Origin of the sequence: Kitasatospora sp. NPDC017646 (assembly GCF_044329365.1) — a bacterium.
Lineage (GTDB): Bacteria > Actinomycetota > Actinomycetes > Streptomycetales > Streptomycetaceae > Kitasatospora.
The window spans coordinates 1-13734 of the sequence record NZ_JBIRJC010000028.1 but is presented as its reverse complement, the minus strand read 5'-3'; the positions used below and the strand labels follow the sequence as shown (position 1 = coordinate 13734).

Annotated in this window: 10 protein-coding genes; 1 reads left to right on the top strand and 9 read right to left on the bottom strand. The window is 75.2% G+C overall.

Annotation, left to right across the window (positions count from 1 at the left end):
• Positions 1-5: 5 nt before the first annotated feature.
• From ACH4J0_RS31305 to rimP, 9 genes are all read right to left on the bottom strand, one after another.
• Positions 6-3572, bottom strand: a complete 3567-nt coding sequence (locus tag ACH4J0_RS31305) for a serine protease (RefSeq protein WP_396244158.1) — start codon at positions 3570-3572, stop codon at positions 6-8.
• A gap of 213 nt (positions 3573-3785) precedes the next feature.
• Positions 3786-4715 (bottom strand): tRNA pseudouridine(55) synthase TruB, encoded by a 930-nt coding sequence (truB, locus tag ACH4J0_RS31300; RefSeq protein ID WP_396244157.1) that lies wholly within the window; start codon positions 4713-4715, stop codon positions 3786-3788.
• 52 nt (positions 4716-4767) lie between these two features.
• Positions 4768-5871 (bottom strand): bifunctional oligoribonuclease/PAP phosphatase NrnA, encoded by a 1104-nt coding sequence (locus ACH4J0_RS31295; protein ID WP_396244156.1) that lies wholly within the window; start codon positions 5869-5871, stop codon positions 4768-4770.
• A 2-nt stretch (positions 5872-5873) separates the two neighbouring features.
• A complete protein-coding gene (rbfA, locus tag ACH4J0_RS31290) occupies positions 5874-6314 on the bottom strand; it encodes a 30S ribosome-binding factor RbfA (protein WP_030289888.1) in 441 nt (146 codons plus the stop codon).
• 153 nt (positions 6315-6467) lie between these two features.
• Entirely contained in the window at positions 6468-6764 is a 297-nt protein-coding gene (locus ACH4J0_RS31285) for a DUF503 domain-containing protein (protein ID WP_030289887.1), read from the bottom strand.
• 169 nt (positions 6765-6933) lie between these two features.
• Positions 6934-10068 carry a translation initiation factor IF-2 gene (gene infB / locus ACH4J0_RS31280; protein WP_396244153.1) on the bottom strand — a complete coding sequence of 1045 codons (3135 nt, stop codon included), beginning with the start codon at positions 10066-10068 and terminating at the stop codon, positions 6934-6936.
• 212 nt (positions 10069-10280) lie between these two features.
• A complete protein-coding gene (locus tag ACH4J0_RS31275; protein WP_396244151.1) occupies positions 10281-10592 on the bottom strand; it encodes a YlxR family protein in 312 nt (103 codons plus the stop codon).
• Positions 10593-10669: 77 nt separating this feature from the next.
• Positions 10670-11689, bottom strand: a complete 1020-nt coding sequence (gene nusA, locus ACH4J0_RS31270; RefSeq protein ID WP_396244149.1) for a transcription termination factor NusA — start codon at positions 11687-11689, stop codon at positions 10670-10672.
• A 53-nt stretch (positions 11690-11742) separates the two neighbouring features.
• Positions 11743-12282 carry a ribosome maturation factor RimP gene (rimP, locus tag ACH4J0_RS31265; RefSeq protein WP_396244146.1) on the bottom strand — a complete coding sequence of 180 codons (540 nt, stop codon included), beginning with the start codon at positions 12280-12282 and terminating at the stop codon, positions 11743-11745.
• 290 nt (positions 12283-12572) lie between these two features.
• On the opposite strand from rimP, the gene ACH4J0_RS31260 reads away from it, so the two are divergent.
• A complete protein-coding gene (locus ACH4J0_RS31260; RefSeq protein ID WP_396244247.1) occupies positions 12573-13538 on the top strand; it encodes a ferritin-like domain-containing protein in 966 nt (321 codons plus the stop codon).
• Positions 13539-13734: the final 196 nt, after the last annotated feature.

Sequence of the window (13734 nt, the reverse complement as noted above, 5' to 3'; positions counted from 1 at the left end):
AACCCCTATAGCGTGCCATGCGCCTGCCCCGGCTCAGGCACCGGAATAGGGGTTGAGCGCACCGGTGTGCGCAGGGCCCGCGGCGGGACGCTCCGCTCGGCCTCGGCGGCGGCGTACTGCGGGTCCCGTCCGGCGGCCACCAGGGCCCGCATCCGGGCCAGCCGTGGGCCGTCGGGAGCGGTCGGGGCCGCGTCGCACGGCCACTGGGCGAGCAGCTGGGCGAAGGCCGCCGAGCGCCCGGCGCAGCGCACCAACAGGTCGTCCGCGTCGGGCAGTCCCGGGGTCACCCGGGCCAGGACGGCCCGGGCCCGGACGGGGTTCTCGGCCGCGCAGTGCTCGGCGAGGCGTTCCACGGCGGCGGTGAGCACCGCCCGGTCGGTCTCGGTGGCGAGCAGGGCGTCCAGCAGCTCGCAGCGCAGCGCGTCCGCCGCCGGGTCGGCCACCGGCGCGGACAGCACCTCGGCGAACGGCCCGCGGACCGTCGCCGTCCGGGCGGCCAGCGCGGCACCGAGCAGCAGCCGCAGCTCCAGACGGGCGGCCTGCCCGTCGATCACGGCGTGCCGCAGGCGTCGGCCGAGGTAGTCGACGGCGACCGGCCCGGCCAGTTCCGGCTGCTGGCGCAGCAGCCTGGCGGCCAGTTCGGCGCCCCGCCGGGCGGCGACCGGGGCGCGGGCGTCGGCGAGCACCCGCAGGGTCTCGGCGGGGGCCGTGCCGGGGCTCGCGAGCCGGTCGGCGAGGGCGGCCAGGACGGGTTCCGGGTCGCTCTCCAGGGCCGGGGCCAGCGCGTACGGGGTGAGGAAGGCGTCGCCGCCCGCCCGGTGCAGGGCGAGGGCGGCGTCCAGATGCTCGGCCCGGGTCGCTGGGTCACCGACCAGCAGGGCCAGGGCCGCGCCGTGCAGTCCGGGTTCGTCCTCACGGGCGAGCAGGGTCAGCGCGCCGTAGCGCAGCAGTTCGGCCCCGGCCCCGCCTGCGTACGGGGCGGTCCGCAGCGCGTGCACGGCGGCCGCGACGTGCCGTTCGGGCCGCCGGTCGTGGCTCCAGCGGTCCACCGCGCGACAGAGCGCGGACGGCTCCTCGGCGGCCAGCACGTTGAGCAGCGCGTCCGCCCTCGGGTGCGCGGCGTCGGCCAGCGCGTCGGCCAACTCGTCCAGGGCCAGCCACCGGTGGGCGTACAGCAGGTCCTGGGCGAGGTCGGCGATCCCGACGCCCGGGCGGCCCGGCAGTCCGCCCGGGTCCTCGAACCAGGCGCAGAGCAGCGGGAACACGGTGACCGGGTCGGCACGCAGCCGCTCCGCGACCACGCCGAGGAAGTGCTGTTCGGGGCCGTCCACGGCCACCAGGCGGCGCAGCAGGGCGAGTTCGGCCGCGACGGGCAGGCCGAGGCCGGTCCAGAACTCCGGGCCGAAGCGTTCCAGCCCGTCGAGCGCCTGCCCGCTTCCTGCGGCGGCGGCCCGTTCGGCGATCCGGCGGGCCAACTGGTCGAGCAGCTCCCGGTGTTCGACCGGGTCGGGGCTGGCCGCGAGCCCTGCGGTGAGCAACCGGGCCGCCCACCAGGCGGGTTCGCTGCCCGGCGGGCGCAGGTCCAGCGCACGCCAGATCCGGTGCAGCCAGGGGTCCAGGGCGGGCGCGCCCCAGGTCTCGGCGACCCGGCGCAGCGCGGCGGCGACCGGGCCGACCCGGTGCCGGGGGACGGCCGGGCCGGAGCCCTCCGGCCCGGGAGGGGTGTCCTCGACCTCACCGAGCAGCATCCGCAGTGCCGCGTCCAGGTCCAGGTGCCGGCCCTGCAGCCAGTCGGCGAACTCCCCGTGGGCGAAGCGGAATCCCGGCCCGGCGGGAACGAACAGCCCCTCGGCGAGCACCGCCGTGGCCCAGCCGCCGTCGACCGGGAACAGCTCCTCGAAGGCCTCCCGGCCCAGCGCGCCCGGCTCCTCGCCGAGCATCCGCCGGGCCGCTTCGTGCACCCGCCCGGCGACCGCCGCCGCGAGCCGGCGCACCCGCCGCTGACGCGGTCCGGCGGGCCGGGCGGCGCTGCGGCGGTGCGCACCGGGGCGGCGCGGCCGGCCGTCCTCGGCCAGCCGCTGGGCCACCCGCAGGCAGCGCAGGTCCAGGTGGGCGCCGAACAGGTCGCCGCGCCGCGCCGGCCCGTCGTGCAGGCCCTGCGCCCACAGCTCCGCCGCCATCCGGACGGCCAGCGGGTGCCGGGCGTCCTCGGCGGCGGTCGGGCGGCCCGGCGGCAGCCCGTAGCGGCGGCGCACCCGCTCGGCCGCCTCGGCGGGCAGCGGGCCGAGGCGCTGCCCGGCCAGGGTCGGTGCGCCGGGGCCGGCGCCGTCCATCCGGACGGTGGGGGCGCTGACCAGGTCGCCGTCAGGCCCCGGTTCCGCCGGACGGGTGACGCCGTGGGCGCCGCTGCCCCACGGCTCGGCCGCCAGCCGTTCCCAGACCTCCTCGCCGCAGGCGGTGAGCAGCCGTGCCCCGCAGCCGGTCAGCCACTGCCCGGCGCCGCGCAGCCAGCGCGGGTCCGGTTCGGCCGGGGCCTCCTCGGGGCCGTCCAGGAGCACCAACAGCGGACGCCCGGCCGCCGCGCACAGGGCCGCCACCGGTTCCGGAGCGGGCGCCGGGACGCCGAGTTCGGCCGCGGCGGCGGCCAGCACCCGTTCCACCGGTTCGGCGAGCGAGCGGTCCTCGGCGCGCAGGTCGGCGCCGCGCAGCCAGAGGGTGGGCAACGGCCGGGCACCGCCGGAGCGGCGGACGGCGAGCGCGGCCAGTTCGGTGGAGCGCCCGCTGCCGGGGGCGCCGACCAGGACAGTGACGGTCGCCTCCGGTTCGTCGGTGGTGGGCCCGTCCGGCCGGTCCACCCGGTCGGCGGCCAGCCCGGCCACCCGGTCCGGTCCGGCCCCCGCGCCGGCCAGCTGGGCGGCGGCCAGCCGCAGCACCCCGGCCAGGTTCAGCGCCGGGCCGTACCCGGGCACGGCCGCCGCGTTGCGCGCCAGGAGGCCGGCCAGCGCCTCCGCGACCACCGCCCCTCCTCCGGCCGGCACCGCCGACAGCGCCCCGCCGCCCGGGCCGGGCGCGGCCAGCGCCACCACTGCGCCGCTGCGGACGTCCAGCACCGGCGAGCCGGCCGGCACCACCACGCCGTCCACCGCGGGCACGTCCAGCACCAGCACCCCGGCGAGCCGGTGCCCGCCGTACGCCGCACCGCTGACGCCCCGCAGCCCGCAGCGCAGCACGACCGCCCGGCCGTCCTCGCCGGTGAGCGCAGGCAGCAGCACCTCGTGCCCGGCGCCCACCGCAGCCACCGGCAGCGGCGGCACCGGCAGCCCGCCGACCCCGTCGGTGCGCAGCAGGGCGAGCCCGTGCTCGGGCAGCGGCAGCACCGCGTCCGGGCCGAGCACCCGGGTCTGCCCGCCGGGGGTGTGCAGCACCACCCGGTCCAGGCCCGTCACGGCCTCGTGCGCGGTGAGCACCCCGCCCTGCGGGTCGGCGACGAACCCTAAGCCGTGCAGCCGCCCGTTGAGGTCGCGGATCCGCAGCAGGTACCGCCCCGGATCGCCCTCCGCAAACCCCGGCATGAACGCCCCTTCGACCGTCGCCCGGGCCCGTCGCCCGCTCGCCGCCGGGAGCCTGCCCGCCGCTGGGGCGCCCGCACCGCCCCCGCGCCGCTCACCACGGTCGTTCACCTCGTGCGCTCCCCCGGGCGGGTGACGCCGCCCGTTCGGGTGAAGGGCCCGAAAAGGTGAACCCCCGCCGGTTTCCCGACGGGGGTTCAGCCACCAACGACCGGCTCAGCCGACGAACACCGCGACCGGCTTCGCCTGCCCGCCCTTCTCCTCGACCAGCGCGAGGAAGCGCCCGTCCGGCCCGAACACCGCGATCGGCCCGTCCGCGCCCAGCCCGGGCGCCTTCAGCCGGGCACCGTGCGACAGCTTCTGCGCCGAGTCCTCGTCCAGGTCCCAGCGCGGGAAGGCGGCCGCCGCGGCCTGCGCGATCGGCAGCACCTCCAGAGGCGCGGCGGGCTCGCCGGTGACGGCGGCCTCCAGCTGCTCCAGGGTGCGCGCCGACTCCACCCCGTACGGCCCGACCTTGGTGCGCCGCAGCGCCGTCAGGTGCCCGCCGACGCCCAGTCCGGCGCCGAGGTCGCGGGCCAGCGCCCGGATGTACGTGCCGGAGGAGCACTCCACGGTGACGTCGAGGTCGATCACCGGCGTGCCGTCCTCGGCGACCGCCGCACGCTGCCCGTGCACGGTGAAGGAGTGGATCGTGGTCGGCCGGGCCGCCAGCTCGAAGTCCTCGCCCTCGCGCACCCGCGCGTACGAGCGCTTCCCGTCGATCTTGATCGCGCTGACCTTGGACGGCACCTGCATGATCTCGCCGGTGAGCGCCGCGATCCCGGTGTCGATCGCCTCCCGGGTGACGCCCTGCGCCGGGGTCGAGGCGGTGACCTCGCCCTCGCGGTCGTCGGTGACGGTGGTCTGGCCCAGCCGGATGGTCGCCTCGTAGGTCTTGGCGGTCAGCATCAGGTGGCCGAGCAGCCGGGTGGCCCGCTCGACGCCGATCACCAGCACGCCGGTGGCCATCGGGTCCAGCGTGCCGGCGTGCCCGACCTTCCGGGTCCCGGCCAGCCACCGCATCTTGGCGACGACCCCGTGGGAGGTGATGCCCTCGGGCTTGTCGACGATCACCAGGCCGTCCGGGCCGGTGCCTTTGCGCTTCATCGGGTTCTTTCTCTCAAGACGTGCAGGAGCTCTGAGGACCTGCAAGGAGCCCTCAACGTACCGGCCGCAGCGCGCCCCGGAACCGCTCGACCACCGCGGCGACGTCCTCCCGGGCGCTGAACCCGGCCGCGAAGACGTGCCCGCCGCCGCCCAGTTCGGCACAGGCGGCGGCCACGTCGACCGCGCCCTTGGAGCGGGAGGAGCCACGCAGGGTGCCGTCCGGGTCCTGCTTGAGCACCAGCGCCACCTCGGCCTCGGCCGGTCGGCGCAGGATGTCGATCAGCCCCTCGATCTCCTCGACCGTGACGCTGAACAGCACCAGGTCCTGGTACGGCACCCAGGTCCACACCAGGCCCAGCCCTCCGGCCGCGTCCGGCTCGTAGACGGCCCGGTCCAGCGCGGCCGCGAGCACCTTGAGGTACCCGAAGGAGGAGGTGTCCCACAGCTGGCGGGAGATCAGGTCGTGCCGGATGCCGGTGGCCAGCAGCCGCCCGGCGAGTTCGTGGGTCGCGGGCGTGGTGGCCCGGTACTTGAAGGAGCCGGTATCGGTGGCGACCCCGGTGTACAGGCAGGTGGCCAGGGACTGGTCGAGCTCGACGCCGAGCCGGCGCAGCAGCTCGTCCACCAGGACGGCGGTGGCGGGCGCGGAGGGGTCGATCAGCTGGTGGGTGCCGAAGCCCGGGTTGGAGGCGTGGTGGTCGAACACCACCAGGACGGGCGCGGCGAAGGCCTTGTCGTGCAGCAGGCCCAGCCTGCTCTGCGCGGCGACGTCGAAGCAGAGCACCAGCTCGGGCACGTCCGGCACCTCGGCGGCCGGCACGATCAGCTCCTGGCCGGGCAGGAAGGCCAGCGACTCGGGCACGATCTGCGGGTCGTCGCCGAAGGAGACCCGTACCTGCTTGCCCAGCGCGCGCAAGGCCAGGGCGGCCGCCAGCGAGGAGCCCAGCGCGTCGCCGTCCGGGCAGATGTGGCAGATCAGGTCGATCGAACGGGCCCGGCCGATCTCCGCCACCACCTGCTGCCAGACCAGCTCGAAGCCGCTCTCCTCGGCGCGCGGCCCGGGGAGCGCCGCGAGGGCACCCTCCACCGTGCTGGTGGAGGGTGCCCCCGTGGTCGATCCGGTTCGCGAGGCGGCCTGCGCCGACTCACCCGCCATGACTACTCGTCCTCGTCGTCACGCTCGGACGCCGGCACCCGGTACGGGTCCGCGTCGCCGGCGTAGGTCGCGCCCGCGGCGGTGGTGCGCACCGCCGCGTCGATGGCCTTCGCCCGGTCGAGCAGGTCGTCGATGTTCCGTGCGTTCTCCGGCAGCGCGTCCGCGACGAAGGTCAGCGTCGGTGTGAAGCGCACCCCGATCTTGCCGACCTCGGAGCGGATCACGCCCTTGGCGCTCTCCAGCGCGGCCGCGGTGGCCTCGCGGTCGGTCTCGTCGCCGAAGACGGTGTAGAAGACGGTGGCCTCGCGGAGGTCGCCGGTCACCCGGGTGTCGGTGATGGTCACGAACCCCAGTCGCGGGTCCTTGATCCGCCGCTCCAGGGTCTGGGCGACGACCACCTGGATGCGGTCGGCGAGCTTGCGCGCCCTAGCGGTGTCGGTCACGTTGCCTCCTCGTGCAGTGGGCCCGGTACCCGGGCGAGCTGCGCACCCGTCGGGGCCCATGCCCCAAAGTACCGGCCCGCGCCCGGCCTTGCGGGCGCTCTCGGTCCTGATCTGTGTGAGAACGGCGACTTCCGCCGGCCGGCTCCACAGCCCTCATTCGTCGTCGTCGTTGTGGTAGCGCCTCCTCGCGGAGAGGAGCTGCACCTCGGGGCGGCCGGCGACCAACCGCTCACAGCTGTCCAGGACCTCGGTGACGTACCCGGCTTCGCCGGAGACGACCGCGAGGCCGATCTCGGCCCGGCGGTGCAGGTCCTGGTTCCCGGTCTCGGCAGCGCACACGCTGTACTTGCGCTGCAGTTCGGCCACGATGGGCCGCACGATCGAACGCTTCTCCTTGAGCGAGTGGACGTCGCCCAGCAGCAGGTCGAAGGTGAGTGTTCCCACGAACATGTGTGACAGGTCTCGCCGACCTGGAAGGCCTCGGGGGGAGGCGCGGCCCGCGACCGGGCCCGCGCCGGGACGGTCGGAAGGTGACTTCCGAACACCCCGGACCCTACACAGCGAGACCGGGGCCGGTCGACGGAAATACCACCCGTCGACCGGCCCCGGCTGACACCGACTAGGCGCGCGGCTTCTCGCGCATCTCGTAGGTCTCGATGATGTCCTCGACCTTGATGTCGTTGAACGACCCCAGGGTGACACCGGCCTCGAAGCCCTCGCGGACCTCGGTCGCGTCGTCCTTGAAGCGGCGCAGACCCTCGATGGTGAGGCTCTCCGCCACGACCTTGCCGTCGCGCAGCAGGCGGGCCTTGGCGTTGCGGCGGATGATGCCGTCGCGGACCAGGACACCGGCGATGTTGCCGAACTTGGAGGAGCGGAAGACCTCGCGGATCTCCGCGGCGCCGAGGCGCACCTCCTCGTACTCCGGCTTGAGCATGCCCTTGAGGGCGTTCTCGATCTCCTCGATCGCCTGGTAGATGACCGAGTAGTACCGGACGTCCACGCCTTCCTTGTCGGCCGCGGCGCGCGCACGGCCTTCGGCGCGCACGTTGAAGCCGATGATGATGGCGTCCGAGCCCATCGCCAGGTCCACGTCGGACTCGGTGATGGCACCCACACCGCGGTGCAGGACCCGGAGCTCGACCTCCTCGCCCACGTCCAGCTTGACGAGGGCGTCCTCCAGGGCCTCGACCGAACCGGAGACGTCACCCTTGATGATGAGGTTGAGCTGCTCGATGGAGCCGGCGGCGATGGCCTTGTCCAGGTCCTCCAGGGACACCCGGACCCGACGCTGCGCGAAGGCGGCGTTGCGGTCGCGGGCCGAGCGCTTCTCGGCGATCTGGCGGGCGGTGCGGTCCTCGTCGACGACGATGAAGCTGTCGCCGGCGCGGGGCACCGAGGTCAGACCGAGCAGCAGCACCGGACGGGACGGGCCGGCCTCGCTGAGGTTGTTGCCGTTCTCGTCCAGCATCGCGCGGACGCGGCCGTAGGCGTCGCCCACGACGATCGAGTCACCGACGCGGAGGGTACCGCGCTGGACCAGGACGGTCGCCATGGCGCCGCGGCCCTTGTCCAGGTGGGCTTCGATCGCGATGCCCTGCGCGTCCTGGTCGGGGTTGGCCCGCAGGTCGAGCGAGGCGTCCGCGGTCAGGACCACGGCCTCCAGCAGCTGGTCGATGTTCAGACCCTGGCGCGCGGAGATGTCGACGAACATGGTGTCGCCGCCGTACTCCTCGGCCACCAGGCCGAACTCGGTCAGCTGGCCGCGGACCTTGGTCGGGTCGGCGCCCTCGACGTCGATCTTGTTGACGGCGACCACGATCGGCACACCGGCGGCCTTGGCGTGGTTCAGCGCCTCGACCGTCTGCGGCATGACACCGTCGTTGGCCGCGACCACCAGGATCGCGATGTCGGTGGACTTGGCACCACGGGCACGCATGGCGGAGAACGCCTCGTGACCCGGGGTGTCGAGGAAGGTGATCGGGCGCTCTTCGCCGTTCACCATCGTCGCCACCTGGTAGGCACCGATGTGCTGGGTGATGCCACCGGCCTCGCCGGCCACCACGTTGGACTTGCGGATCGCGTCCAGCAGGCGGGTCTTGCCGTGGTCGACGTGACCCATGACGGTGACGACCGGCGGGCGCGGGGCCAGCTGGTCCTCGTCGCCCTCGTCGGCACCGAAGTCGATGTCGAACGACTCCAGCAGCTCGCGGTCCTCGTCGTCCCGGCTGACGATCTCCAGCTGGAAGCCCATCTCGCCGGCCAGCAGCTCGAGGGTCGCGTCGGAGACCGACTGGGTCGCGGTGACCATCTCACCGAGGTTGAACATGACGGAGACGAGCGCGGCCGGGTTGGCGTTGATCTTCTCCGCGAAGTCCATCAGCGAGGCGCCGCTCGACAGGCGAACGGTCTGGCCGTTGCCGCGAGGGAGCATCACACCGCCGACGGACGGGGCCTGCATGGCCTCGTACTCCTGGCGCTTCGCCCGCTTCGACTTGCGACCGCGCGCCGGGCGACCGCCCGGGCCACGACCGAAGGCGCCCTGCGTGCCACCACGGGCACCCGGGCCACCGGGACGGCCGCCGAAGCCGCCGGGACGCGGGCCGAAGCCACCGCCGCCACCCGGGGCACCGCCACCGGGACGCGGGCCGCCGAAGCCACCGCCACCGGCCGGACGCGAGCCCGGACCGGCCGGACGGCCCTGGAAGCCGGGACGGGCACCGCCGGCACCCGGACCACCCGGACGACCGCCGGGGCCACCCGGACCACGGCCACCCGGACCCGGACGCGGGCCGGCCGGACGCTGCGGCATCATGCCCGGGTTCGGACGCGGCATGCCGGACGGGGTCGGCCCGCCGGGACGCGGCGCGGCCGGACGCGGCATGCCGTCGGGACGGGGGGCACCACCGGGACGCGGGGCACCGGCACCCGGCGCGCCACCCGGACGCGGACGGTCGCCGCCCGGACGCGGCGCACCGGCACCCGGCGCACCGGCCGGACGCGGACGGTCGCCACCGGGACGCGGGGCACCGGCACCCTGGGCACCGGCCGGACGCGGACGGTCGCCACCGGGACGCGGACGGTCGCCGCCCTGCGCACCCGGAGCACCCGGACGGGCACCCGGCGCGCCCGGACGGCGGTCGCCGGGGCGGGCCATGCCGGTCGCGCTGCCCGAGGTGAACGGGTTGTTGCCCGGACGCGGGCCGGCCGGACGCGGGCCCGGACGGGCGCCGCCACCGGCCTGGCCGGCCGGGCGCGGGGCCTGGGCGGCCGGACGCGGCGCGTCACCGGCCGGAGCCGGCGAGGAGAACTCGGCCGCGGGCGCGGCCGGAGCCGCCGGGGCGGCGGGACGCGCGGCCGGGCGCGGGCCCGGGGTCGGCGCACCCGTACGCGGGGCGGCGGGAGCGGCCGGAGCCGCGGGGGCGGCCGGAGCGGCGGGAGCCGCAGCGGCCGGGGTCGGACGGGGACCAGGGGTCGCGCCAGGGCGCGGACCCGGGGTCGGGGCACCCGGCTTGGGTGCACCCGCGGCACCTGCCGCGGGCTGGGGCGCCGCGGTCTTCCGCGGGCCCGGCTTGGCAGCGCCACCACCGGTGGGGGACACACCAAGCGCGTCAGTCAGCTTGCGCACGACCGGCGCCTCGATCGTCGAGGACGCCGAACGGACGAACTCACCGAGCTCGGTGAGCTTGGCCATGACGGCCTTGCTCTCCAAGCCAAGCTCCTTGGCGAGTTCGTAAACCCGGACCTTAGCCACTTCACTCCTGTCTATGAGTCCGGGGGTCTCGTCCGCCGGACTGTCGCTACTTCATGGGCGTACCCATCGCGTACTCATCGCGTACTCATCGAGTGCTCATCGCAATCTCGACCTACTTCCACATCGCGAGGTACCTGACTGGTGGCACGGCGCGCGGCTGCCCGAGCGCTGTGCTTGTTGCGGTGGTTCTCCGCCGCGGTGAGCGGCGGCCGTCACGGGAGGCGGTCCGCCCGAGGGGCTCCGCCGACCCGCTCCTCGATGAACCCGCGGAGCCGCTCCGTGTCGAGCGTCCCCTGGAGCCGGAAGGCCCGGGGGAACGCCCGGCGGCGGACCGCGAGGTCGAGGCAGGCCAGGTCGAGGTGCAGGTGAGCGCCCCGGCCCGGCAGTGCGCCACGGGGATCGGGGACGCAGACGCCCTCGACCGCCGTGACACGCAACAGCTGGTGCTTGGCCGCTCGCTTGCGGCAGCCCACGCAGGTGCGTTCCGGGCGTGCTCGGACGTGCGTCCGGCCAGACGAAGGCAAGTCTACCCCTCCGAAGCGACATGGCGCCGCCCCGCTGATCCCGGAGGACCGGCGGGGGCCGCCAGGAACAACACTGACTACTGCGCCGCGGCCCCGCCGTCTTCATGCTGGGACTCGCCCTGGCCCTCGGTGTCCGGCCGGATGTCGATCCGCCACCCGGTGAGACGGGCGGCCAGACGGGCGTTCTGCCCCTCCTTGCCGATCGCCAGGGACAGCTGGTAGTCCGGCACGATCACCCGCGCGGAGCGCTGGGCGGCGTCCACGATCTCCACGCTGGTCACCCGGGCGGGGGACAGCGCCGCGGCGACCATCTCGCGCGGGTCCTCGGACCAGTCGACGATGTCGATCTTCTCGCCGTGCAGCTCGCCCATCACGGCGCGCACCCGGGAGCCCATCGGACCGATGCAGGCGCCCTTGGCGTTCAGCCCGGCCCGGCGCGACCAGACCGCGATCTTGGTGCGGTGGCCGGCCTCACGGGCGATCGCGGCGATCTCCACGCTGCCGTCCGCGATCTCCGGAACCTCCAGCGCGAACAGCTTCTTCACCAGGCTCGGGTGGGTGCGCGAGAGCGTCACCGACGGCCCGCGGACACCTCGGCGAACCGCCACGACGTAGCACTTCAGCCGGGTGCCGTGCCGGTAGTCCTCGCCCGGGACCTGCTCCTGCGGCGGCAGGATGGCCTCCAGCTTGCCGATGTCGACCAGCACGTTCTTCGGGTCGTTGCCCTGCTGGACGACACCGGTGACGATGTCGCCCTCCTTGCCCGCGTACTCACCGAAGGTCTGGTCGTCGGCGGCGTCGCGCAGGCGCTGCATCATCACCTGGATGCCGATGCTGGACGCGATCCGGCCGAAGCCGCTCGGGGTGTCGTCGAACTCCTTCGGCTCGACGCCCTCGTCCAGCTCCGCCGGGTCCTCGGTGGCCCACACGGTGACGTGGCCGCTCTTGCGGTCCAGGTGCACCCGGGCGCGGCGGCGCGAGCCCTCGGTGCGGTGGTACGCGGTGAGGAGGGCGGACTCGATGGACTCGACCAGCAGGTCGAAGGGGATGTTCTTCTCGTTGACCAGCGTGCGCAGGGCACTCATGTCGATGTCCACGGCTACGCCTCCTCGTCTTTCGTCACGTTCATGATGGTCGTACGGCGGCCGACTCACTCGGCGCCGTCGTCCCCCTCGTCGAAGTCGGCGGCCTCGTCCAGGAGCTGCTCGTCGTCCTTGCGGTTGAACTCGACCTGGACCCGCGCCCGGGCCACCTCGGCGTACGCCAGACGGCGCTCCTTCGGGCGGCCGCGCCCCTTCACAGGCTGCACCTCGACCAGCGCACCGTCCTCGTCCGCCTCGAGGACCCGGGCGACGATCTCCCCGCCGTCGACCAGGTGGATCTTGGCCAGCCGGCCCTCCGCGCGCTGCCAGTGCCGGGGCAGCACCAGCGGACGCTCCGCACCCGGCGAGCCGACCTCCAGCAGGTAGGGCTCGTCGCCCATCACGTCCGAGGCGTCCAGGGCCTCGCCGACCACCCGGCTGAACTCGGCGATGGTGTCCATGTCCACGCCGCCGTCGGTGTCGACGTCGATCTGCACCTGCCGGCGGTTGCCCGCCTTGGTGACCTTGACGTCCTCCAGGTCCAGTCCGGCCTGGACGGCCAGCGGCTCCAGCAACGCGCGCAGCCGGTCGGTGTGGGTGGTGCTCATCCGGGTGGACTCCTCGGCCGCGTCTGCTGTTGTCAGAGGTCGCCCCGCGCCCTCCGCGCCCCTCGGGCGCACTCCGGGTCACGGCAGCTCGGCCCAAAGCCTAGCCGGTGAAGCCGCGAACCACCGATTCCGGACCTCGCCCGACCAGCCGGACGCCACCCACTGCGAGCAAGCTCACACCGGCCCGCCCACCGCACGGGACCCCCGCAATCATGGGGATTCTGCGAAGATCGGGCCACCGAGGGCAGGCAGGGGAGGCCGCCCTCCCTACCCGCGCCGGAGTGACCCCGATGCAGCCGCCCAGCCGACGGACCTTCCTGGCCCTCGGGTTGATCACCCTCACCACCGCCTGCACCGGCACCGACGTGACGCCCGGCGACGCAAACGGCCCCGGCCCCGACCCGGACGGCCCCGTCCGGCTGCGCGCCCTCGCCGCCACCGACGCCCTGCTGTCGGCCTACGACGCCCTCCTCGCCACCCCCGGTGCCCAGACCCCCCTCCTCCAGCCCCTCCGCGCCGAGACCGCCCAGCACCGCGCCGCCCTCGCCCACGGCACACCCGCCGGCTCCGTCCCCCCGACACCCGGCACCCCCACCGCGACCCCGGGCACCACCCCCACCCCAGCCGCCCTGGCCGTCCTGGAACGCCGGACCGCCCAGTCCCACCTGGCCGACCTCGACGCCGCCCGGCCACCCCTCGCCCGCCTGCTCGCCTCGGTCGCCGCCGCCAACGCCCTCCACGCCACCACCCTCGGCGCCCCACCCGACCAGCCCGGCCCGACCCCCACCCCGACCCCCGCCGCCACCCCCGGAACGGTACTGCCCGCCCTCCAGAGGGCCCTGAGCGCCGAACACTCAGCCGTCTACGGCTACGGCGTCGTCGGCGCCCACCTCCCCGAAGACCAGCAACGCGCCGACGCCCGCACCTACTACGCCGCCCACCAGGCCCAACGCGACGCCTGGCAGCGCCTCCTCACCACCCTCGGCACCACCCCCACCCCCGCCGCCGGCGGCTACCAGCTCCCCTTCCCCGTCGCCGACGCCCCCACCGCCACCAAACTCGCCGCCCACCTGGAAACCCGCCTCACCGCCGTCTACGCCGACCTCGTGGCCGACCTCCCCGCCCCCCACCGCCAAACCGCCGCCACCGCCCTGCGCGACTGCACCCTCCGCGCCCACCACTGGGGCGCCCCCACCACCCCCTTCCCCGGCATCCCCGACCCCCTCCCCACCCCCACGGTCACGAGCCCGAGCTGACCCACCCGACCACGCGGGCAACGCCCTGCGCGCCCACCACACCCCCCACCCCCCACCCCCATCTCCCCCTCCCCCTCCCCCCACCCCCACCCCCTCACCCCACCCAGGCGAGAGGGACGCGCTGCGGGAGGGGCGGTGGAGGGGGTGGCCGCGGAGAGGGGCGTAACGGGTGATTTTCAGACTGCCAACGGCGAGA